Consider the following 22,208-nt stretch of genomic DNA (forward strand, 5'->3'; position numbering starts at 1 on the left):
AAGTTTCGATTTTCCACTTGGCGGTGCATGTTCGCAGTGATTATCAGGGAATGCAGATCGCATTGCCTACGGAAAATTTCCCTATTGAAAAGACCTCGCAAGGGCTGGCAGAGCGGTTGTTGGCCCTGGCGAGGTTGATCAAACCCAAGGCCGTCGCAAAAAGTCCTCGCGGTCCTAAGGTCGCAAAACCTAAGGAGTGGCTGGAAGGTAAGGCTGCACGGGTCCATGTCTCAACAGCTCGGGTGCTCAAGGCTGCCAAGTCGGATAAACAGACTTAAACACTGCTTTAAATGAGTTCTTAAACGCAGACCTTGAAAGGCATGGCTGTAAGAGCGGAACCATAGGCCGCCGTTACCTAAATAACGGATATGTACTCCGACAAACCACCCAATAAAACTCTGCTGTGATCTAGAGATCCGCAGCTACCCCCTCATCACCCGCATACATCCACCGCAACAACGAATGCCGCCCGCTGATCCCCAGCTTGATCGCCGCCCGCTTGAGGTAGCTTTCAACAGTGTTGACCTTCAACGCCAACTGCTCCGCCAACTGCGGTGCGGTCCGCCCGGCCAGCAAGCCCACGCACACTTCCAGCTCACGGTTGGACAAGGTCAACCCCGATTGCACCAGACGCTCTTCAATACGCCGACGCAAGGTTTCAAGCCCCTGATTTTCCGCCACCACAGGCGACCCGTCCTGGCGACACGGCTGGATCGCAGTGATGTGCTTCTCGACCATGGGCAGAAGCAGCGTAGAAAAATCCTGCAGCATGCTGCGTTCCTGCGGCGAAAAACTTTCCGATTGATGCGAGCGATACACCGACAGCACATAACGCACATCGTCCTTGCGGCGCGTAAGGTGCAATTGGGCGGCGAGTTGTTCTTGGCCCAGCACCGCCGCCGAGTCGGTGTAGACCGGGCTGATCCGGCGCCGGGTGTGCCCTTCGGCGCTGACCTGCAGTTGGGTGATATGGGTGGCGTCCACTGCCAGTTGGGTCAGGATCAAGTCATGCAGCATGCGCGGGAAATGGCGGCTGCCGGTGCTGGCGATGACTTTGCCTATATGGGGAAACAGGTGTGAGTTCATCAGTTCGTCCATGAATGTCGAGTGCGGGTATTCATCCTTATAACGGCGGGGCTTAACAAGGTAATCGAAGTGAATAACCTGCAGTGATAATGCACCCGCCAAGCACCTATGCTAGTACAGCCTGGGAAAAGCAGGGGGATCCAATCGGCAAAAAAACCAGATTAAAACGCACAACGGCGGTCGGACCAGTCCGACCACCGTCTGTGGGAAAGGATTACCTCAAACCTAGGCCTTATTTCACGGCGTGTTCTTCCACCACGGCGCGGCCCGGTGCCGCACGCGTGCATTTGGCCAGGGCCTGGTGGATATCGGCCAACAGGTCGGCGATGTCTTCAAGCCCGACCGACAAGCGTACCAGGCCTTCGCTGATACCGTGCTGCGCGCGTTCTTCGGGGGTGTAGGTGGAGTGGGTCATGCTCGCCGGGTGCTGGGCGAGCGATTCGGCGTCACCCAGGCTGACGGCGCGAGTGAACAGGTTGAGGGCATTCATGAAGCGCCGGCCGGTGTCGATGCCGCCCTTGAGTTCAAACGCGATCATGCCGCCGGACTGCTTCATCTGCCGCGCCGCCAGGGCGTATTGAGGGAAAGAGCGCAGGCCCGGGTAAGTCACCCACTGCACCGCAGGGTGGGCCTGCAAGGCTTCGGCCACCGCCTGGGCGTTGCTGCAATGGCGGTCCATGCGCAGGGCCAGGGTCTTGAGGCCGCGCATCAGCAAGGATGCGTCCTGCGGCGACATCACCGCGCCGGTCAGATCCTTGAGGCCTTGCAGGCGAATACGTTGCGCCAGGGCCTGGTTGCTCACGGCAATACCGGCGGTGATATCGCCATGGCCGCTGAGGTACTTGGTGGCCGAGTGCACCACCACATCGGCTCCCAGTTCCAGCGGCCGTTGCAGGTAGGGCGTGCAGTAGGTGTTGTCGACCACCACGGTGATATTCGGTTGCTGGTGCGCCAGCTCGGCCACGGCGGCGATGTCCACCAGGCGCAGGTTGGGGTTGGCCGGGGTTTCGCAGTAGACCATGCGAGTAGCGGGGGACAATGCCGCGCGCAGGGCGGCCAGGTCGGTGAGGTCGACGTGTCGCACCCGGATGCCGAACTCGGCAAGGCCATGGTGCAGCAGGGCAAAGGTGCAGCCGTACAGGGTCTGGCTGACGATCACTTCGTCGCCCGGACGCAGCAAGGTCCAGAACGTCGCCGCAATTGCACCCATGCCGGAGCTGAAAGCCACGGCGGCTGCGCCGTTTTCCAGAGCGGCCATGCGTGATTCCAGCAGTGCCAGGGTCGGGTTGGAAATGCGTGTGTAGAAGTGGCCGCCGGCGTCCCCGGCAAAACAGGCAGCGCCATATTCGGCAGTCGGGAACGCGAAGGTGGCCGATAAATAGATCGGCGGTACGAGGGCGCCGTGATGGTCCTTGGGGTCGTAACCGTGGTGGATGGCGCGGGTCGAAAAACCGAATGTAGTGTGTTTATTGTTCATGTCGCACGCTCCTTATTTCCTACAATGCTATGCTCATAACCACAGTTGAACATTGCAAAAAGCCCAGGAAAATCGCGGATTACGGGGCGAATCATCGACAAAAACAACAAATAGAGGCACGTTATGCCCGTGAGTCTGGACCGCACCGACAAAGCCCTTTTAAACGCCTTGCAAGGCAATGCCCGCTTGACCGTGGCCGAGCTTGCCGACCGCGTGGCCCTGACCACTTCGCCGTGCTGGCGACGGGTGCGCAACCTGGAGGAGAGCGGGGTGATCAGCGGCTACCAGGCGATTCTGTCGCCCAAGGCGCTGGGCTATGGCGTCACGGCGTTTGTCAGCATCATGATGGAAAGCCACACCCAGGAAATCGCCCGGGCGTTCGAGCAACGGCTGCTGGAAATTCCCGAGGTCGTCGCGTGCCACAACGTGTCGGGGCGCTATGACTTTTTGCTCGAGGTGGTGGCCAAAGACCTGGAGTCGTTCGGCGAGTTTGCGCGCGAGGTGTTGCAGACGTTGCCCTGCGTTAAAGAAATCTACTCGAGTTTTTCCTATAAGTCGGTGCGGCCTTTGCGGGTGATTCCGTTACCGGGCTGAAGCGGTCTCAAGCACGCCCTCAGTCGACTTTCATATACCCACGTGGCGTGCTGCCGGTCATGCTTTTGAAAAAGGCGATCAACGCGCTGTCACTGGCAAAGCCCAACTCGAACGCGCAGTAGCCGAGGTTACGCCCGATGGCCAGCAGTTCAATTGCGCGCATCAAGCGCCATTGCTGACGCCATTGCTGATAACCAAGGCCGGTTTCCCGCAGGAATATCCGGCCGATGGTCTTGGTGCTGGCGCCTATCTGTTGCTCCAGGGCTTGCAGGGTCGGCGGTAACCTTTGCAGATCCGCGAGCAAGGGCGCCAGGCGTTTGTCATGGGGCAAGGGCAGGAGCATCGGTTGTGCGGTGGCCGCCTGGATTTCATCCAGGCACAGCGCGAGCAAATGCGCGTAGCGGCCCGTTTGCCAATCGGTATCGAAGGGCGCCATCGCTATGGGTTCCAGCACTGCACGCAGCAACGGGCTGACCTCGATCACCCCGACCTGCGGGGGCAATTGATCGGCCAGTGCCGGGCTCAGATACACCGAGCGATAGTCCACGGTTTTGTGCATCACCGCGCGATGCGGCACGCCGCACGGGATCCACGCGGCGCGCGAAGGCGGCAGCAGGCACAGTTGGTTGTCGAGGGTGATACGGGTGCACCCTCGGCGGGTGAACAGCAGCTGCCCGCGCTGGTGGCGGTGCAGGCCGGAGTCGTGATCACCGAGCAGGGCGGCGATGCCGATGACCGGCGCTGCCAGGTGGTCGGGATCGAAAGGGGCGTCGGCGGTGAGCCAGGCCATAGGTTGTCCGATTTGATGGGTAAATTGTCAAAGTCTGGATAATACCCCACTCCGTAGTTCTTACACTTCTTGCGCTGTTTCAAGCAAAGGAGTTGGGGAATGAAGATTAGAATTTTTTTGCCACTGACGGTGGCGTTACTGATGTTCCCGCAACTGGCCCAAACGCTTTACAGCCCAGCGCTGGGAGATATCGGCCGGGCCTTTGCGGTGGGGCCGGAGCGGGCTGGGCAGACCTTGTCGGTGTACTTCCTGGCGTTCGCTTTTGGTGTGGTGGTGTGGGGCCGACTGTGTGATCGTTGGGGACGGCGGCCGGTGATGCTGGCCGGATTGGCCCTGTATGTGGCGGCCACGGTACTGGCCCTGGGCATGACCAGCTTCAACGGTTTGCTGCTGGCCCAGGCGTTGGCGGCGTTTGGCGCGGCGGTCGGCTCGGTAGTGACGCAGACCGTGCTGCGTGACCGTTTCCAGGGCGTGCAATTGGCCCAGGTATTTTCGCTGATGGGCATTGCCCTGGCCGCCAGCCCGGCCGTGGGTTTGTTCACGGGCGCCAGCCTGGTGCAGTCCTTCGGTTATCGCGGGGTGCTCAGTGGCTTGTTGCTGCTCTCGCTGATCTTGTGGGCAGTGTGCTTATGGGCGTTGCCGGAGACACGTCCAGCCTCGCTGCCGACCGCCGCGCTTGGCGAGACGTTGCGGTTGCTGCTCAGGGATGCGGGGGTTTGGCGATCGGTGGGGTTGGTGGCGGCGTTCAATATTGCGCTGTTCAGCTATTACAGCGTGGGGCCATTCATCTTTTCGCGGCTGGGTTTGTCTGCCGCCGACTTCGGCTACAGCGGCGTGTGGCTGGCGCTGGGCTCGGGGTTTGGTGCGTGGCTGAACAAACGGCTGCTCAAGCGTGGAATAAATGGCGAGCAATTAGTACTGATCGCCGCCGGTGTCGCGGTGCTGGGCGGCTTGCTGGTCGTGCTGCTGCAACACAGCTGGCTGTTTGTCTGGCCGATGCTGCTGGTGGTGCTGGCGTTCGGCATGGCCATTCCCAATGTGCTGGGGGCCGCGCTGGTGGCTTATCAGGATCGCCTGGGCACGGCCGCCGCGCTGTTTGGCTTGTTGTACTACCTGGTGATCGGCGCCGGGTTGACCCTGGTCGCCTGGGCCCAGGACCTGGGTTGGAGCCTGTTGGTCTGTGGTTTGGCGGCGCTGTGGCTGGCAGCGCCGCGCGGGCTCAGAAGTTGACCGAAGCGCTCAGGCGCGCGGTCAAGGGCGCGCCCTGGAACAGGTAATCATCGCCCATGTATTCGCCTGCATCGCGCCAGTAGCGTTTGTCGAACAGGTTGTCGACGCTGAGGCGGAACACGGTTTCATAGCCGTCGATTTTGGTGGTGTAGCGACTGCCGACATTCACCACGGCGTAGTCGCCCACTTGCACATTGCCGGTGCGGTCGGCGTACTTCCTGGCGCTGTATTGCACGCCGCCCAGCACGGCCAGCCCATTCATCCACGGCAGGGCGTAATCGGCATACAGGCTGGCGCGCAGTTTGGGTACGTTGATGGCCTGGTGGCCTTCGTAGTCCGGCGTGCCGCTGTTGGTCACGCGGGCGCGAATCGCCGCCACGCTGGTGGCAATCTGCAGGCGGTCGGTGGCCCAGCCGTTGGCGGAGAGTTCCAGGCCGGTGTTTTTTTGTTCGCCTTGCTGGACGTAGGTGAAGTTACCGGCACCATCCGGCTTGGAATACTGGTAGGCCTGGCGGGTCTGGAACACGGCGGCGGCGAAGCTGATGCGGCGCCAGTCGTATTTCACGCCGGCTTCGATTTGCCGGGACACGGTTGGGGCCAGGGTTTCGCTTTCGTTCTGCGCAAACCACGGTGCCGTGCCGCCCAATGACAAACCCTTGCTGTAGCTGGTGTACAGCGAGATATTTTCCACGGGTTTATAGATCAACGAAGCTTGAGGCAGGAATACGTATTGCTGGGTGTGGCGCGCCTGGTTGCCTTGGTCATCGAACGCTTTTTCATCCAGACGCACTTCGCGCCCGCCAATGATGGTTTGCCATTGCTCGTTGAAGCGGATGCGGTCGGTGACGAACAGGCCGTACTGGCGGCTGTCGAGGTTGCGGTGGCTGGGGTTCAGCGGCTTGTCGGCAGGCTCGAAGGTCGGTGCGTCCTGGTTGATATTGCCGCTGCCGATGTATTCGTTGACGGCCTTGCGCTTGTCGATCACCCGGCGAAACGCGCTGGTGCCGACAGTCAGTTCATGGCCCAGCCCGGCAGTGTCGAACAGCCCGGTCATTGCAGCTTGCACTTCATCATCACGGCGCGTGTCGTCGGGGCTTCGGTAATCGTAAATGTCGTAGTTGCCGTCCGGCGTGAAGGAGTTGCCTACGCCGGTCGTGGCGCCTCCCCAGGCAAACGCGCTGTAATCATCAATCACCACTTTGCTGTGGGCGGCACTGAGGCTGGCTTTCCACTGATCACTGAAACGGTATTCAAACTTGCCATTGAGGTTCAGCGAATCGATGCCCACCTGATGGGAACCACTCTGGTGCCCCAGCAACTTCTTCGGTGACGCGTCATGGGGCACTTCAGTGCCGCCCAGCAGTTGATAACCCGGCACGGAGCGCTGTTGCTTGTTCTGGTATTCCGCGTCCAGTTGCAGCACCGCGTCGGGGCTGATGTTCCAGTCGAAGGCCAGGGACACAAAATCGCGCTGGCCATCGGCGTGCTCGACATACGAATTGAGGTCTTCGTGGGCAACGTTGGCGCGCATGCCGAACTGTTGCTCGCTGCCAAACCAGCCCCCCACATCGGTGGCGACATAACCACTGCCACGGTCGTCAGTGGACACGGTGACCGAACGCACATCCTCCGGGCGCTTGGTCACGTAATTGATCACGCCGCCGGGTTCGGAAATGCCGCTTTGCAAACCCGCCAGGCCCTTGAGCACCTCGACCTGCTGCTTGTTTTCGAGGGCGACGTTCTGCTCGCCGGTGATGGTGCGCCCGTTGATCTTGTAGCTGCTCGCTGCGTTCAGCGAGAAGCCGCGCACCACGAAGTTTTCGTAGTAACCGATGGGCGCATAACTGTCGCCAACCGAGGCGTCGTTGCGCAGCACTTCGCTGAGCAGGCGCGCTTGCTGGTCTTTGATCAGTTCGGCGTTGATCACGGTGATTGACGCCGGAGTGTCCAGCAACGGCGCTTCGTTGAAGCCGCCGACCGAGGCGCTGTTGGTGCGATAGCCGGATTCGTCCTGGCCCTGGACGTTTACCGCCGGTAGTTCGATTTCAGCGGCCATGCTGTTGCCCAGGCTGCCGCTGAGTAACAGGCCGAGGGCGAAACGTGAGGTAACGACGGGACGAAAACGCACAACCATGGGGGTAGGGCCTTAATGCGCGGGGCGGGGGGCGCATAAGCTAGGGGGATGTGCCGGGATTTACAAGCTATTGAGAAGGGTTGTGTTGGGTTGTTTTGTGTAAAGCCGACCTGAGTGGTTGAATCAAGAGCCAGATCAATTGCAAAGCAAAAGCCTATCTACCTGATGCAACACGCTCCCACAGTTGATCGCATGCAGCTTTGAAAATGAAGTCGCCTGTTGCTGTTGCTCTGGCCCTTACATCCTTTTCGCTGACGAAGTCGGCGGCCCCCCAGGTCAGTACCAAAAACACACGTCAACCCAAGCGCCTGAGCGTCTCACTGGGCAGCTCCCGAAACAACGCCCGATAACTCTGCGAAAACCGCCCCAAATGCCAGAACGACCAGTTCATCGCCACCTCAGCCACCGTGGCCCGAGTCGAGCTCAACAACTCACGGCGCGCCCCGTTCAACCGGCGCAAGCGCAACCACTGCGCCGGGCTCATCCCCGTGTAAGTCTTGAAGCCTTGCTGCAATTGACGCAACGGCACACCGGCAATCTGCGCCAGTTCCAGCAGGTTGACGGTTTCATCCGGCGCATCCGCCGCCCATTCGCCGATGCGCGCCATCAACAGGCGCTCGTCGCTGCGCCGCTGCAACGAGCTGCGGTCCAGGCACACACAGGCGTTGTCGAGAATAAACAGGCAGTCATCAAGCAGTTGCTGGGTGAGAGCATCACGGCCGATAGGGTCCGTCAGCGCGGACAGCCGCGTCAGCGTGCCACTGAGCCAACGGCTGAACAGCGCGTTCTGCCGGCAGGTCAGCGGCGCCATGAACAACCCCTCGAGTTTCGCCACATCCAAACCATGGCGCTGCACAAACTGCGGGCCGAATACCACCGCCACTTCGCGGTAGTTTTCCGGGGTGATCCAGGTGTTGCGGCTTTCGCCATTGAGCATGTACAGCGCGTTGTCGCTGCCATCGAAACAGAACGCCAGCGAGCCGGGAGGCGCGTTGAAATGCTGTTCGACGCGCGTGTTCATGCACTCTTCGTAGACCTCGACGCCGTGCAGGTCGAGGTAGCGGATCTGCCCGGCAAAATGCCCCGGGGACATCTGCTGGTACTGCTGCACCCAACCGGGTGTCGCACTGCATTGAGTGGCCACATCACCGGTGGTGAAGGCCTGTACGCGCAAAGCTGTTGCCTGTGTCATGGGTAACCTGGGCGCACTCTATTGGTGCGTTGTGGTTGGTGCAAAGTGGATAGATGCCATTTGAAGGCTGGCCCAAGATAGACCTCAATGCGCCGGGTGTACAAGTCGGCGCAGCATCCAACCCATGACGAGGTCCTTATGAACGCCCCCTTCGATCAGCTGTCCGCCTGGCTGAAAGAACACAAGATTACCGAAGTCGAATGCGTGATCAGTGATTTGACTGGCATCGCACGCGGCAAGATTGCGCCCACCAACAAGTTCCTGCATGAGCGAGGCATGCGCCTGCCGGAAAGTGTGCTGTTGCAAACGGTGACCGGGGACTTTGTCGACGACGATATCTACTACGACCTGCTCGACCCTGCCGACATCGATATGATCTGCCGCCCGGTGTCCAACGCCACTTATGTAATACCGTGGGCCATCGAGCCCACCGCGATTGTGATCCACGACACCTTCGACAAGCAGGGCAACCCTATCGAGTTGTCGCCGCGCAACGTGCTGAAAAAAGTCTTGCAGCTGTACACCGACAAAGGCTGGCAGCCGATTGTCGCGCCGGAAATGGAGTTCTACCTGACCCAGCGCTGCGAAGACCCGGACCTGCCGCTGAAAACCCCGGTGGGCCGTTCGGGCCGTGCAGAAACCGGGCGCCAGTCGTTTTCCATCGACGCCGCCAACGAATTCGACCCGCTGTTCGAAGACGTCTATGACTGGTGTGAACTGCAGGGTCTGGACCTCGACACACTGATCCACGAGGACGGCCCGGCGCAGATGGAAATCAACTTCCGCCATGGCGATGCCCTCGACCTGGCCGACCAGATCACCGTGTTCAAGCGCACCCTGCGTGAAGCCGCGCTCAAGCACAATGTGGCGGCGACCTTTATGGCCAAGCCAGTGGCGGACGAACCGGGCAGCGCCATGCACCTGCACCAGAGTGTGGTGGATATTGCCACGGGCAAGCCGGTGTTCGTCGACGCCGACGGCAAGATGAGCCAACTGTTTTTGCATCACATCGGTGGCCTGCAAACGTACATCCCCAAGCTGCTGCCGATGTTTGCGCCGAACGTGAACTCGTTCCGCCGCTTTTTGCCGGACACCTCGGCGCCGGTCAACGTGGAGTGGGGCGAAGAAAACCGCACCGTCGGCCTGCGTGTGCCGACCTCCAGCGCCGACGCGATGCGCGTGGAAAACCGCCTGCCGGGCGCGGATGCCAACCCCTACCTGGCGATTGCTGCGAGCTTGCTGTGCGGCTACCTGGGCATGATCGAGCAGATTGAACCGAGCGCGCCGGTGGAAGGCCGTGCCTATGAACGCCGCAACCTGCGCCTGCCGTTCACCCTCGAAGATGCCCTGGCGCGCATGGAGGACTGCGACACGGTCAAGCAGTACCTGGGCGACAAGTTCGTGCGTGGCTACGTGGCGGTCAAACGCGCCGAGCACGAAAATTTCAAGCGGGTGATCAGTTCCTGGGAGCGTGAGTTCCTGCTGTTGAGCGTCTAAAAAACCAATAAAGGGGTGTCGATATGCGTCTTGTGAAAAAGCTTCTCCCGCTGGCTCTTGTCGCGGCGTTCAGCAGCAGCGGCCAGGCCGCCCAGACCGTCAGCGTCTATAACTGGACCGACTATATCGGCGAGACCACCTTGGCCGATTTCCAGGCCAAGACCGGGATCAAGGTGATCTATGACGTGTTCGACTCCAACGAAACCCTGGAAGGCAAGTTGCTCGCCGGGCGCACCGGCTATGACGTGGTGGTGCCGTCCAACCACTTCCTGGCGCGCCAGGTAAAAGCCGGCGCGTTCTTGAAACTCGACCGCTCGCAGCTGCCCAACTTCAAGAATCTCGACCCCAAACTGCTCAAGCTGCTGGAGAAAAACGACCCCGGCAACGCGCATTCGGTGCCGTACCTGTGGGGCACCAATGGCATCGGCTACAACGTCGACAAGGTCAAGCAGGTGCTGGGCATCGACCACATCGACTCATGGGCGGTGCTGTTTGAGCCGGAGAACATCAAGAAGCTCAACCAGTGCGGCGTAGCCTTCCTGGATTCGGCGGATGAGCTGTTCCCGGCGATCCTCAACTACATGGGCAAAGACCCGCGCAGCGAAAACCCGGAGGACTACAAACAGGCCGAAGCCAAGCTGCTGACGCTGCGCCCGTACATCACCTATTTCCATTCTTCCAAGTACATCTCGGACCTGGCCAACGGCGATATCTGCGTGGCCTTCGGCTATTCAGGCGACGTATTTCAAGCCGCCAACCGCGCCAGGGAAGCCAGGAACGGCGTGAATATCGCCTACTCGATTCCCAAGGAAGGCTCCAACCTGTGGTTCGACCTGCTGGCGATTCCAGCCGATGCCGGCAACCCGAAAGAGGCCCACGCCTTTATCAATTATTTGCTCGATCCTGAGGTGATCGCCAAGGTCAGTGCCGCGGTCGGTTATGCCAACGCCAACCCGGCGGCCAAGCCCTTTATGGCGCCGGAGCTGGTGAACAACCCTGAGGTGTACCCGCCCCAGGAAGTGCTCGACAAACTCTATATTTCCACCACGCCGACCCCGGCGACCATGCGCCTGATGACCCGCGCCTGGAGCAAAGTGAAGACCAACAAATGATCCAGTCCAATGACCACGCCCGGTCCTACTACCGGGCTTCGGCCAACGCCATGCCGGAGCGCCCGTCGCTGAGCGCCGACCTGAGCGCTGATGTGTGCGTGATCGGCGGCGGGTTTACCGGCGTCAACACCGCGATCGAACTGGCCCAGCGTGGGCTCTCGGTGATCCTGCTGGAAGCCCGGCGCATCGGTTGGGGCGCCAGTGGGCGCAATGGCGGGCAATTGATTCGTGGTATCGGCCATGACGTGTCGGGCTTCGCCAAGTATGTGGGCGAGGAGGGCGTGCGTTACCTGGAGCGCGCCGGGATCGACTCGGTGGCGCTGGTGGGCGAGCGCATTGCCCGGCACAGCATTGACTGCGATTTGCGTTGGGGCTTTTGCGAACTGGCCAACACCCCGGCGCAGTTTGCCGCGTTCAAGGGCGAGCAGGCGGGCCTGGCAGCGCTGGGTTATGCCCCTGAAACCCGTCTGGTCGGCCCGCACGACATGGCGCAGGTGGTGGGCTCCAGCGTCTACGCTGGCGGCCTGGTGGACATGGGCTCCGGGCACTTGCACCCGTTGAACCTGGTGCTGGGCGAGGCGCAGGTGGCCGAGTCGCTGGGGGTGAAGATTTTCGAACAGACCCCAGTGCTGGAGCTTGTGCACGGCGATACGGTGCAGGTGCGTTGCGCTGGCGGCACGGTGCGCGCGGCTAATCTGGTACTGGCCTGTAACGCGCATTTGGAGGAACTGGAACCGCGCCTGAGCGGCAAGGTGCTGCCGGCGGGCAGCTACATCATCGCCACCGAGCCGCTGTCGGTCGAACGGGCCCAGCAATTGATCCCGCAAAACCTCGCCCTGTGCGACCAGAAAGTCGGGCTCGATTACTACCGGCTCTCGGCTGACCGGCGCCTGCTGTTCGGCGGCGCCTGCCATTACTCGGGGCGTGACCCTGCGGATATTGCCGCGTATATGCAGCCCAAGTTGCTCAAGGTATTCCCGCAGTTGGCATGCACCGCCATCGAGTTCCAATGGGGCGGCAAGATCGGCATCACCGCCAACCGCTTTCCCCAGGTCGGGCGCCTCAAGCAGTACCCGAATGTGTTCTACGCCCAGGGCTATTCCGGGCATGGCCTGAACGTGACCCATTGGTGCGCGCGCCTGCTCGCCGAAGGCATTCACGCCGGCGCAAGCCACGGCCTGGATATCTTCAGCCAAGTGCCGCACATGACCTTCCCCGGCGGCAAGGCCTTGCGCTCACCGCTGCTGGCGTTGGGGATGCTGTGGTATCGGTTGCGGGAAATGCGCTGACCGCCAGCCGCGTTTAACCGGATGAGCCTGAGGGGAAAAGATTGAGGCAAGGGCATGAGTGGCTGACATTGGATCGAGTATGGCCGGGGCGATGAGGCCACCCGTTGCGCTGGCCTTTACAGGGTTTGCGTCAGCACCTTCCTGAACGTTTCCACCAGCGGCCGCAAATTAACCCGGTGCCACGCCGCCCATAATGGTGTGGTGTAACTCAGCCAAGGCAACTCGCGCAACACCACCCCGGGCGGCGCATTGCGGCTCAACCCCTTTTGCACCATCGCCACACCCAACCCCGAGGCGACGAGGCCGAGGGCGGTAAACGGCTCACTGGCTTCCATGGGAATCTGCGGCGTGAACCCGGCACGTATGCACGCCGCCACAAAGTCGTCCGCCGGGTTGGCGCCAGGTTTGCGTTGCACGCCGATCCACTCCTGATCAGCCAGATGCTCGGGTAGCAATTCGCTGTGGTGCGCCAATGCATGCTGCTCCGGCAACGCCAGCAGCATCGGGTCGTCCAGCACCTGCAGCGCCGTCAGGTCCGGGTCATCGGTGGCCGGTGGCTCGCCGACCAGGGCAATGTCGAGGCTGCGTTGACGCAAGCCTTCGAGCTGTTCCAGCGACGGCAAGTTGTACAGCTTGATATGCACGGTGGGCCGGTCATCGCGCAATACGCGCAACGCATTGGGCAGCACGCCGGCATGCATGGCGTTTTCGATGTAGCCGATGCACAAACCACCTTCTTCGCCGCGTCCCAGGCGCTTGCCCAGGGATTCCAGGCGATTGGCGTGGGTCAACAGCGCCTTGGTTTCCGCCAGAAACGTCTGGCCATCGCGCGTCAGGCGGATGCGCTGCTGGCTGCGTTCGAACAGGGTCAGGCCCAGGCGCTCTTCCAGCTGGGCGATCTGCCGGCTCAGCGGCGACTGCGAGATATGCAGGCGCTCGGCGGCACGGCCGACGTGTTCTTCTTCAGCGACCACTTCGAAGTAGCGCAGTTGGCGAAGATCAATCATGTGTAAGACCTTGCAGGACTCAAGTTGGTCGCAGTATGTCTTGGACGGTCCGATCTCTGCAATCTAGGATCTGCTCAACGGTCACAGCGACCCACAACCGATTGAGGATCCACCATGAGCTTGAAAGACAAACTGCCCGGCCCGCTGGGCTTTGGCACTGCACCGCTGGGCAATATGTTCCGCGCAATTGCTGAAGACGAAGCCCAGGCCACCGTCGAGGCCGCCTGGAACCATGGCGTGCGTTACTTCGACACCGCTCCCTTCTACGGCTCGGGCCTGTCGGAAATCCGCCTGGGCCAGGCGCTGTCGCAGTACAACCGCGATGACTTCGTGCTCAGCACCAAAGTGGGCCGGGTGATTCTCGATGAAGTCGAAGAAAGCGCCCGCGACCTCGGCGAAAAAAGCGGCGTGTTCGAACACGGCCGTCCCAACAAGATGCTCAACGATTACAGCGCCGACGCCACCTTGCGGTCCATCGAAGACAGCCTGAAGCGCCTGCAAACCGATCGCCTGGACATCGTGTGGATTCACGATATCGCCCAGGATTTCTACGGCGACCAATGGCTGGACTACTTCAACCAGGCGCGCACCGGTGCCTTCAAAGTGCTGACCCGCTTGCGCGAAGAAGGCGTGATCAAGGCCTGGGGCCTGGGCGTCAATCGCGTTGAACCCTGCGAGCTGACCCTGGACCTCAGCGACGCCCAGCCCGATGGCTTCCTGCTGGCCGGCCGCTACACTTTGCTGGACCACGAACGTGCCTTGCAGCGTTTGATGGACGCAGCCTTGGCGCAGAATGTCGAGATTGTCGTCGGCGGGCCTTACAGCTCCGGCATTCTGGCCGGTGGCGCGCACTTCGAATACCAGCAGGCGAGCCCCGCGATCATCGATAAAGTCGAGCAGATCAAGGCGATTGCCCAGGCGTTCGGGGTCAGCGTAAAAGCCGCAGCCCTGCAATTTTCCCTGGCGCATCCGGCCGTGGCGGCGGTGATTCCGGGTGCCAGTCGTCCGGGGCGGATTGCCGAAGACGTTGCGGCGTTGTCAGAGAAGATCCCGGCAGCCTTCTGGCAGGCGCTGCGCGATGCCCGGTTGATTTCGGCCCGTGCGCCTCTGCCGCTCTAACTTCAGGAGTACCACCGATGAACATTGATGTAAGCGGCAAAGTAGCCATCGTCAGCGGCAGCACCGCCGGTATTGGCCTGGGCATCAGCCAGGCGCTGGCAGCCTGTGGCGCCACCGTGGTGGTGATCGGGCGCGAATCGGGCAAGGTCGACGACGCGCTGGCAAGCATTCGCCAGGCGGTGCCGGGCGCTGATCTGCGCGGGCTGGTGGCCGACCTCGGCACCGCCGCAGGCGCCCAGACACTGTTCGCCGCCGAACCGCGTGCCGACATCCTGGTCAACAACCTGGGCATCTTCAATGATGTGGATTTCTTCGACGCACCCGACAGCGAGTGGACGCGCTTCTACGAGGTCAATGTGATCTCCGGCGTACGCCTGGCACGGCATTACACGCCCGGCATGGTCGAGCAGGGCTGGGGGCGGGTGATCTTCCTGTCGTCGGAGTCCGGCGTGGCCACACCGGCCGACATGATCAACTACGGCGTGACCAAAAGCGCCAACCTCGCGGTTTCCCATGGCCTGGCCAAGCGCCTGGCGGGCACCGGCGTGACGGTTAACGCAGTGCTGCCGGGGCCGACCTTTACCGACGGCCTGGAGCAGATGCTCAAGGACGCCACACAAAAGTCCGGGCGCAGTGCGCGGGACGAGGCCGACGTATTTGTACGTAACGCGCGGCCGACCTCGATCATCCAGCGCGCGGCGAATGTGGATGAAGTGGCGAACCTGGTGGCGTACATTGCTTCACCGCTGTCTTCTGCAACCACAGGCGCTGCGCTGCGGGTCGACGGTGGTGTGGTCGACAGCATGGCGATCTGAAATCTTGTTTTTTCTGGAGTATTTAGTGTGGCGACAGCTTCTTCTGTGATTGAAATCCCGGTGTCGGCCGATCAGGTCTGGCAATTGGTCGGTGGCTTCAACGCGCTGCCGGATTGGCTGCCGTTTATCGTCAAGAGCGAGCCGAGCGAGGGCGGGCGCGTGCGCCACCTGCAAACCGCGGATGGCGGTGTGGTGGTCGAGCGTTTGCAGCGTTTTGATAACGTAGCGCGCAGCTACAGCTACACCATCGAGCAGTCGCCGTTTCCGGTGAGTGCCTACCTTGCGACCTTGCAGGTTGAGGCGCTCACCGACAGCTCGGCGAAAGTGACCTGGTCCGGCGTGTTCACCCCGGCAGCCGGAACCACGGATGCGGCGGTGGAAGCGTTGTTCACCGGTGTGTACGGCGACGGCCTCGAGGCGTTGCGCGCCAACTTCTAACCAGCACAGCCGTTGATCGTTCCCACGCTCCGCGTGGGAATGCCTCCTGTGACGCTCCGCGTCACGCTGTGGGACGCGGAGCGTCCTGGGCTGCATTCCCACGCAGAGCGTGGGAACGATCAGCGATCAGGCTTCGGGCATCAACTGCTGCCGACACTCCAGCACCAACCGCGCACCGCCGCTCTGGCTGCTGCCGACCTCCAGCTTGAACCCATGCAAGTTGATAATCGCCGCCACAATCGACAGGCCCAAACCGAAGCCGCCTTGCTGGTCGCTTTCATCCACACGGTAAAACCGCTGGAACACCGCATCACGTTCCGCTGCCGGAATACCCGGCCCGGAGTCGTGCACTTCGATGCGCGTGCTGCCGCCGTCATTCACACCCCGCAAGATCACTTCGCCACCGGCGGGGGAGAACTTGATCGAGTTGCTCAGCAGGTTGGCCAAGGCTTCGAACAACAGCGCACGATCGCCGGTGATCCACGGCAGCGCTTCGGGCACTTCAAGGCGCAGCTGCAATTCGCCTTCTTCGGCCAACGGCAGATAAAAGTCATGCAGTTCGCGCAGCAGCGGCAGCGGGTCCATCACCAGGAAACCCGAGCGGCGCTGGTGGTCTTCCAGCTCGGAGATGCGCAACAGCCCGCGAAAGCGTGCCATCAGCGTGTCGGTCTCGGCGATGGCGTCGTCGAGCTTCACCGCGTACACCGAGTTCTCCTCGGCTTCCTGCTTGATGCGGTACAGCTGCGCGCGCAAGCGTGTCAGCGGGGTGCGCAGGTCGTGGGCGATGTTGTCGCACACGCCCTTGACCTCGTTCATCAGCTTCTCGATGCGGTCGAGCATGGCGTTGACGATGGCCGCAAGCATATCCAGCTCATCACGCCGGTTCGACAGCGGCAGGCGGTGGGTCAGGTCACCGGCAACGATGGCCTCGGCACTCGCCTGGATCCCGCGAATACGCCGCAACGGGCGGCGGCGCAACAAATGCCAGCCGGCCGCGCCCGGAATAATGGTCAGCGACAGCGCCCACAGCAGGGCATGCCAGATGATCCGGGTGACGCCGAACAGCGAACCGTTGGCCCGCACCAGCACCAGCCAACGCCCGTCTTCGGTGTGGGTGGCGACGGCGTCGCAGCTGTCTTTGGGCAGTTTGGGGTCGTCGGACTCGACGCAATTGGCCAGCGCGTGGATCTTGCCGTCCAGCGGCAAATCCGGCGGCACGGCGCGGATCGGCCCGCTCAAGGGGCGAAATTGCTCATCGAACAGGCCATAGGCGTCCACGCCCTTCATGTCGAAGGTCATGCTGGTGGTCAGGGCTTCCACCAGTTCTTCGCCGTCGAAACGCTGAAACAAGTGCTGACGCTGCATCAACGAGTGGCGGGACAGGTCGCCCAGGTAACCCGACACTTCGAAATACAGCACCCCCATGAGGATGCAACTCCAGGCCACGAACAGCGAACTGTAGAGCGCCAGCAAGCGGCTGCTGGAGGAGCGCCAGCCCTTAGAGGGGTTCAGCAATGACATAACCGGAACCTCGTACCGTGCGGATCAGCGGCGTGAGGCCCGGTGGATCGATTTTCTTGCGCAGGCGACCGATGTGCACATCGATCAGGTTGGTGCCCGGGTCGAAGTGATAACCCCAGACTTCCTCGAAGATCATCATCCGCGACAGGATCTGCCCGGTGTTGCGCATCAGGAACTCAAGCAGTTTGTATTCGGTGGGCAACAGGCTCAGCGGCTGCTCGGCGCGGCTGGCTTCGCGGCTGATCAGGTTCAGTTCCAGGTCGGCCACGCGCAGGGCGGTTTCGAATTCCTTGACCGTGCTTTTGCGCCGCAGCAGGACTTCGACACGGGCGGCCATTTCGTCGGAGGCGAACGGCTTGGTCAAGTAGTCATCGCCCCCGGCCCGCAGGCCGCGCACGCGTTCGTCGACATCGGAGAGGGCGCTGATCATCAAGATCGGCGTCGACACCCCAATGGTGCGCAGGGTCGTGACGATGGCCAGGCCATCCAGCTCCGGCAGCATCCGGTCGAGGGTGATCAGATCGTAATCACCACTCACAGCGCGGACCAGGCCTTCGCGGCCGTTGTCCACCCAATCCACATCCAGTCCATGGCTACTCAGCTCGGCGACGATCTCGCGGGCTGTTACGGCGTCATCCTCGATGGTCAAAATACGGGTCATAGGATTACCTGGTGAGCGATTCACACTAGAAGTGGGGTCATTTTGCCAAGAAGTAGCTGAATGTTTCCTAAATTAAACTTCATCTTGGCAAAACCACCACAAATATCCGGGTTGCACACCTCCACTGTGGGAGCTGGTTTGCCTGTAATGGCGGTGTATCAGACACAAAATATCAACCTGGAAGACCGCTATCGCAGGCAAGCCAGCTCACACAGTGAGCGGGTTTGCCGTGAGATTGCATAAAGCACGCCTGCGACTGTTGTTTCTTGCAAGTTGCACGGTCATGGGAAGTTCAAATTACTTAACCTGTTGAAATAAAAGGACTTTAATTTTAGACCCGACTGGCACGCTGCCTGCACTGTCTGTTTTGAGACTTGTAACACTATTTTTCCTGCCGGGAGCAAAACAACAATGATCACATCGTCATCCACGCTGCAAGAGTCAAGCGCGCGCTCTGGGGTTTCCTGGGGCGCAATCTTTGCCGGAGCCGCTGCGGCGGCTGCACTGTCGCTTATCCTGGTGCTGCTGGGCTTCGGCCTTGGCTTTTCGGCCGTGTCGCCGTGGGCCGACAGTGGCATGAGCGCCAAGGGGCTGGGTATTTCCACGATTATCTGGCTGGCATTCACCCAAATCGTCGCTTCGGGCCTGGGCGGTTACATTGCCGGCCGGTTGCGTGTGAAGTGGGCGAACATGCATGGCGATGAAGTGTACTTTCGCGACACGGCCCATGGTTTCCTCGCCTGGGCCGTCGCAACCCTGGTCACCGCGGTCCTGGTGGTCGGTTCGGTCAGCAGCGTGGTCAGCGGCGGCGTGAAAGCCGGTGCCAGTGTGGCGGCAGGTGCCGCCAGCGGCATCAGTCAGGCCGCCGGCAGCGCAACCAAGGGTGCCAACAGCGGCGACTTCGACTACTACGTCGACAGCCTGTTCCGCGATGACCGTCCAGCGGCTGTGAGCGATGACGCGGTACACGGCGTGGTTGCACGCATCCTCACCCGCACCCTGAGCAACGACGGCCAACTGGCACCGGAAGACCGTACCTACCTGGCCCAGTTGATCAGCCAGCGCACCAACCTCAGCCAGGCCGATGCCGAAGCGCGTATCGACAAGGTCTACGGCGAAGCCCGTAAAGCTATCGAAGACGCCAAGCTCAAAGCCAAGCAAGCGGCCGACACAGCCGCCAAAGTCGCCGCCTACACCTCGCTGTGGACCTTTGTGGCCCTGTTGATCGGCGCGTTCTTTGCCAGCTTCGCGGCTACCTTCGGCGGTCGTCGTCGGGATGCTGTGGTGTACGTCGAAACCGAAAACTACGTTCGTTAATTCAAGGAGAACATCATGCGCTCATTACTACTGTGGTTCCTCGGCGTGCCGATTCCGGTGATCATCCTGATCGCGATCTTTATGCACTAAAACCTGAGCCAAGCTCGGTCCCCCCTGTGGGAGCGGGCTTGCTCGCGAAGGCGGTCTTTCAGCTATTCATGAGCTGACTGATACACCGCTTTCGCGAGCAAGCCCGCTCCCACATTGGGTTTTGCGCAGTGTCAGCCAGCTTGTGATCAGGAGGGCGCTCGCCACTGAAGTCATGATCACCAAGGGCAGTGAAGTGCCATTCGACATCAAGCCCGTCACCCAACTGCTCACCGCCGTCAGGATCATCTGGATAAAGAAGAACAACCCCGACGCCGTCCCCGCAATCGCGCCATAGGGCTGCAGCACCGACAGCTGGCAGGCCGGAATCACCATCCCCACCGACACCATGATCACCACCATCGGCAGCACAATCGCCAGCCATTCTCCCGGCAGCGCGAGGGTCGCCATCGCCAGCAAAACGCTGCCCAGCACATTCAGGCCGATCCCAGCGTTGATCAAGCGGTCGGGCGCCAAGCGCAATACCAAACGGCGAAACAGGTTCGCCCCGAGCATGTAGCCGCTGATCGTCGCGGCGAATACCAGCGCGTATTCCGTGGCCGTCAGTTGGTAGCCGCGCTGCAACAGCGAAGACGACTCGCTGATAAACGGAAAATACGTGCTGTACACACAGCCGATGGCCAGGGCGTACCGCAGGAAATAGCGGTCGCGCAGCAGTTGGCCATACACGCGCAGCAGGTTGCTCGGCGGCGCAGCGGCAACTTCGGTCGGGCGGGTTTCCGGCAGGCGGCGGTAAACCACCAGGCACAGCACGGCGCCGATCATGGCCAGCAGCACAAACAAGCCACGCCAGTTGATCAAGGGCAGCATCAGGCTGCCAAGCACCGGCGCGGCCATCGGCGAGATCGCCATAGCCATGGAGATCAAGCCCAGCAGGCGCGCCTGTTCGTGGCGATCGAAGTAATCGCGCACGATCACGCGGCCGATCACCGTGGTGCAGCAACCGCCGAGGGCCTGGAACAGCCGGGCGATCACCAGCACGCCGAGGCTGTCGGCCTGGGCGCAGGTCACGGTTGCCACCACGTACAGCAGCAGCCCGGCCAGCAAGACCGGGCGCCGACCGAAACGGTCGGTCAACGGGCCGCTGACCAGCAGGGAAATCGCCGAACCCAGGGTGTACAGCGTGAGGGTCAGTTGCAGTTGGCTGTCGCTGCTGTGGAAGTAGTCGGCCATGGCGGGCAGGGCCGGCAAGTGCAGGTCGAGGGTCAGGCGGGGCAGGGCGATCAGCACCGTCAACAGGACCAGCCAAAACCCGGTGGAGAGGGCGCGTTGAGTCATGGGAAGCTTCTTCACTAACGAGTAGAGCCTGAACTCTAACGACTTTGTGGTTTAATCCTTTGAGCCACTTATTGCTTAAAGCACTGGACCACTTATGCCCCGAGGCAAAACCGCCGCCACCCTCGACCTGCCGCGCCCGGACTCCCTGGACGCCGGTAAACAGCAGGGCGCTTACGACGCATTGCGCGCCGCGATCCTCAACCGGCAGTTGCCGGCGGGCAGCCGTTTGCCGTCGACCCGCAGCCTGGCCGAACGCTGGCTGGTATCGCGTGGCACCCTGGAAGCGGCGTTCGAGCGCCTGCACAGCGAGGGCTACGTAGAGCGCGTGGCGGGCTCCGGTACGCGGGTGAGTGCGGTGATCCCTGAGCAATTCATTGCGGCCCCAACGCCGAGCAGCCACCGACGCCGCCTGGCCGTGCCTGATCAGTCCGATGCAGGCGTGCAAAGCCACGTGCCCTTTGTGGCCCGGCGCCCGGATGCCGGCCTGTTCGACTTGAAAACCTGGGCACGCTGTATTTCCCGAGGTTTGCTGGCGGCGGGGCCGGGTGCCCTGGAGGCCGCCCACCCGGCCGGGTTGCCGGCGTTGCGCGAGCAAATCGCCGACTACCTGCGCAGTTACCGCGGCATGCATTGCGAGGCGGATGAAGTGATTGTGACCACGGGCATTCGTCACGCCCTTGACCTGATCGCGCGCACTTTGCTCAAGCTCGGCGACACGGCGTGCGTCGAAGACCCAGGTTACAAGCCCGCTCGGCGCCTGTTCAGCCTGGCCGGTGCGCGGGTTCAATCGATCCCGATCACAGCCGACGGCCTCGACACCGCCCAGCTCCCAGCCACGGCGCGGCTGGCTTACGTGTCGCCTGCGCACCAGGCGCCGTTGGGCATGACACTGTCGGTCTCGCGCCGCCTGGCATTGCTGGACTGGGCTGCCCGCGCTGACGCCTGGGTGGTCGAAGACGATTACGACAGCGAATACAACTACAACAGCGCGCCACTGGCCGCGCTCAAATCCCTCGATTCCGGCGACCGAGTGATCTACTGCGGCAGCTTCAACAAGAACCTGTTTCCCGGCTTGCGTGTGGGCTTCATGGTGGTGCCCAGGGCGCTGCGGCCCGGGTTGTTGCGCACCTCACAATTGACCGGGCATTCGGTGGGCGCTACGGATCAGTTGGGCCTGGTGGAGTTCCTGGGCAGCGGGGCATTCGTGCGGCATTTGCGCGCTTCACGCCAAGCCTATCAGGCACGCCGCGATGCGTTGCTCGCCTGCCTGCCGCAGGGCTGCACGGTCAGCGGCCAGCAGGCCGGGTTGCATTTTGTGCTGTGGTTGCCGACGGGCGTCGGCGAGGCGGACTTTTGCAGCCGCGCTGCCGCCGTCGGCCTGACCTTGCAGCCGTTGGGCAAGTTCTGTGATGAGGCCAGCCTGCCGCCGGCGGTGATCATCGGCTACACCGCGCTGACCCTGGCGCAGATCCGCTTTCACGGTCGGGTTCTGGCGACATTGTTAAAGGGGGCTTGATTGCCGCTTGGCAGGCAAGCCAGCTAC

19 protein-coding genes and 1 pseudogene are annotated in these 22,208 nt (G+C 61.8%); 11 read left to right on the top strand and 9 right to left on the bottom strand.

Going from position 1 to position 22,208, the window contains the following annotated elements; genetic code table 11:
* Positions 1–278: pseudogene (locus tag BLV67_RS19090) on the top strand (IS4 family transposase); the annotation flags it as partial.
* Positions 279–408: 130 nt separating this feature from the next.
* Here BLV67_RS19090 and BLV67_RS19095 read toward each other — a convergent pair.
* Entirely contained in the window at positions 409–1,086 is a 678-nt protein-coding gene (locus BLV67_RS19095; RefSeq protein WP_176727903.1) for a helix-turn-helix transcriptional regulator, read from the bottom strand.
* A gap of 232 nt (positions 1,087–1,318) precedes the next feature.
* Positions 1,319–2,563, bottom strand: a complete 1,245-nt coding sequence (locus BLV67_RS19100) for a methionine gamma-lyase (protein WP_065931796.1) — start codon at positions 2,561–2,563, stop codon at positions 1,319–1,321.
* A gap of 123 nt (positions 2,564–2,686) precedes the next feature.
* Here BLV67_RS19100 and BLV67_RS19105 point away from each other — a divergent pair, with 123 nt between their 5' ends.
* On the top strand, positions 2,687–3,157 hold the full coding sequence (locus BLV67_RS19105; protein WP_017136655.1) for an Lrp/AsnC family transcriptional regulator: 471 nt from the start codon (positions 2,687–2,689) through the stop codon (positions 3,155–3,157).
* 19 nt (positions 3,158–3,176) lie between these two features.
* Here the strand turns inward: BLV67_RS19105 and BLV67_RS19110 are convergent, their stop codons facing one another.
* The gene (locus BLV67_RS19110) at positions 3,177–3,947 is read right to left on the bottom strand and encodes an AraC family transcriptional regulator (protein WP_065931794.1); all 771 of its coding nucleotides are present in this window, start codon (positions 3,945–3,947) and stop codon (positions 3,177–3,179) included.
* 99 nt (positions 3,948–4,046) lie between these two features.
* Between BLV67_RS19110 and BLV67_RS19115 the strand changes: the two genes are divergently transcribed.
* Positions 4,047–5,177, top strand: a complete 1,131-nt coding sequence (locus BLV67_RS19115) for an MFS transporter (protein WP_069785703.1) — start codon at positions 4,047–4,049, stop codon at positions 5,175–5,177.
* Here the strand turns inward: BLV67_RS19115 and BLV67_RS19120 are convergent.
* Both BLV67_RS19120 and BLV67_RS19125 read right to left on the bottom strand, forming a co-directional pair.
* Positions 5,167–7,311 carry a TonB-dependent siderophore receptor gene (locus tag BLV67_RS19120; RefSeq protein ID WP_069785704.1) on the bottom strand — a complete coding sequence of 715 codons (2,145 nt, stop codon included), beginning with the start codon at positions 7,309–7,311 and terminating at the stop codon, positions 5,167–5,169. The genes BLV67_RS19115 and BLV67_RS19120 overlap by 11 nt on opposite strands.
* A gap of 295 nt (positions 7,312–7,606) precedes the next feature.
* Entirely contained in the window at positions 7,607–8,503 is an 897-nt protein-coding gene (locus BLV67_RS19125; protein ID WP_069785705.1) for a helix-turn-helix domain-containing protein, read from the bottom strand.
* Between the two features lie 138 nt (positions 8,504–8,641).
* On the opposite strand from BLV67_RS19125, the gene BLV67_RS19130 reads away from it, so the two are divergent.
* From BLV67_RS19130 to BLV67_RS19140, 3 genes are read left to right on the top strand one after another with little or no spacing between them, the layout of a single operon-like run.
* Complete coding sequence (locus BLV67_RS19130) at positions 8,642–10,000, top strand: glutamine synthetase family protein (RefSeq protein WP_069785706.1); 1,359 nt, start codon at positions 8,642–8,644, stop codon at positions 9,998–10,000.
* A gap of 23 nt (positions 10,001–10,023) precedes the next feature.
* Positions 10,024–11,112 carry a polyamine ABC transporter substrate-binding protein gene (locus tag BLV67_RS19135; RefSeq protein WP_069785707.1) on the top strand — a complete coding sequence of 363 codons (1,089 nt, stop codon included), beginning with the start codon at positions 10,024–10,026 and terminating at the stop codon, positions 11,110–11,112.
* Positions 11,109–12,401 carry an NAD(P)/FAD-dependent oxidoreductase gene (locus BLV67_RS19140; protein WP_069785708.1) on the top strand — a complete coding sequence of 431 codons (1,293 nt, stop codon included), beginning with the start codon at positions 11,109–11,111 and terminating at the stop codon, positions 12,399–12,401. The genes BLV67_RS19135 and BLV67_RS19140 overlap by 4 nt, the downstream gene beginning before the upstream one ends.
* 116 nt (positions 12,402–12,517) lie before the next feature.
* Here the strand turns inward: BLV67_RS19140 and BLV67_RS19145 are convergent, their stop codons facing one another.
* A complete protein-coding gene (locus tag BLV67_RS19145) occupies positions 12,518–13,408 on the bottom strand; it encodes a LysR substrate-binding domain-containing protein (RefSeq protein WP_065931787.1) in 891 nt (296 codons plus the stop codon).
* A 114-nt stretch (positions 13,409–13,522) separates the two neighbouring features.
* Here BLV67_RS19145 and BLV67_RS19150 point away from each other — a divergent pair, with 114 nt between their 5' ends.
* Genes BLV67_RS19150 through BLV67_RS19160 form a run of 3 tightly spaced genes read left to right on the top strand, consistent with a single transcriptional unit; the run spans position 13,523 to position 15,780 of the window.
* Positions 13,523–14,527 carry an aldo/keto reductase gene (locus BLV67_RS19150; RefSeq protein ID WP_065931786.1) on the top strand — a complete coding sequence of 335 codons (1,005 nt, stop codon included), beginning with the start codon at positions 13,523–13,525 and terminating at the stop codon, positions 14,525–14,527.
* A 17-nt stretch (positions 14,528–14,544) separates the two neighbouring features.
* On the top strand, positions 14,545–15,342 hold the full coding sequence (locus BLV67_RS19155) for an SDR family NAD(P)-dependent oxidoreductase (RefSeq protein ID WP_065931785.1): 798 nt from the start codon (positions 14,545–14,547) through the stop codon (positions 15,340–15,342).
* Positions 15,343–15,369: 27 nt separating this feature from the next.
* Entirely contained in the window at positions 15,370–15,780 is a 411-nt protein-coding gene (locus tag BLV67_RS19160) for an SRPBCC family protein (RefSeq protein WP_065931784.1), read from the top strand.
* Between the two features lie 126 nt (positions 15,781–15,906).
* Here BLV67_RS19160 and BLV67_RS19165 read toward each other — a convergent pair whose 3' ends face one another.
* Both BLV67_RS19165 and BLV67_RS19170 read right to left on the bottom strand, forming a co-directional pair.
* A complete protein-coding gene (locus tag BLV67_RS19165; protein ID WP_058421805.1) occupies positions 15,907–17,301 on the bottom strand; it encodes a sensor histidine kinase in 1,395 nt (464 codons plus the stop codon).
* Entirely contained in the window at positions 17,279–17,962 is a 684-nt protein-coding gene (locus BLV67_RS19170) for a response regulator transcription factor (RefSeq protein WP_003219726.1), read from the bottom strand. Before BLV67_RS19170 ends, BLV67_RS19165 begins: the two co-directional genes overlap by 23 nt.
* Before the next feature lie 411 nt (positions 17,963–18,373).
* Between BLV67_RS19170 and BLV67_RS19175 the strand changes: the two genes are divergently transcribed.
* A complete protein-coding gene (locus BLV67_RS19175; protein WP_065931782.1) occupies positions 18,374–19,279 on the top strand; it encodes a hypothetical protein in 906 nt (301 codons plus the stop codon).
* Between the two features lie 156 nt (positions 19,280–19,435).
* Here the strand turns inward: BLV67_RS19175 and BLV67_RS19180 are convergent, their stop codons facing one another.
* Positions 19,436–20,665 (bottom strand): multidrug effflux MFS transporter, encoded by a 1,230-nt coding sequence (locus tag BLV67_RS19180; protein ID WP_065931781.1) that lies wholly within the window; start codon positions 20,663–20,665, stop codon positions 19,436–19,438.
* 94 nt (positions 20,666–20,759) lie between these two features.
* Here BLV67_RS19180 and pdxR point away from each other — a divergent pair, with 94 nt between their 5' ends.
* The gene (gene pdxR / locus BLV67_RS19185; protein WP_069785710.1) at positions 20,760–22,181 is read left to right on the top strand and encodes a MocR-like pyridoxine biosynthesis transcription factor PdxR; all 1,422 of its coding nucleotides are present in this window, start codon (positions 20,760–20,762) and stop codon (positions 22,179–22,181) included.
* Positions 22,182–22,208: the final 27 nt, after the last annotated feature.

It is taken from the genome of Pseudomonas salomonii, assembly GCF_900107155.1.
In the GTDB taxonomy this organism is placed as follows: domain Bacteria; phylum Pseudomonadota; class Gammaproteobacteria; order Pseudomonadales; family Pseudomonadaceae; genus Aquipseudomonas; species Aquipseudomonas salomonii.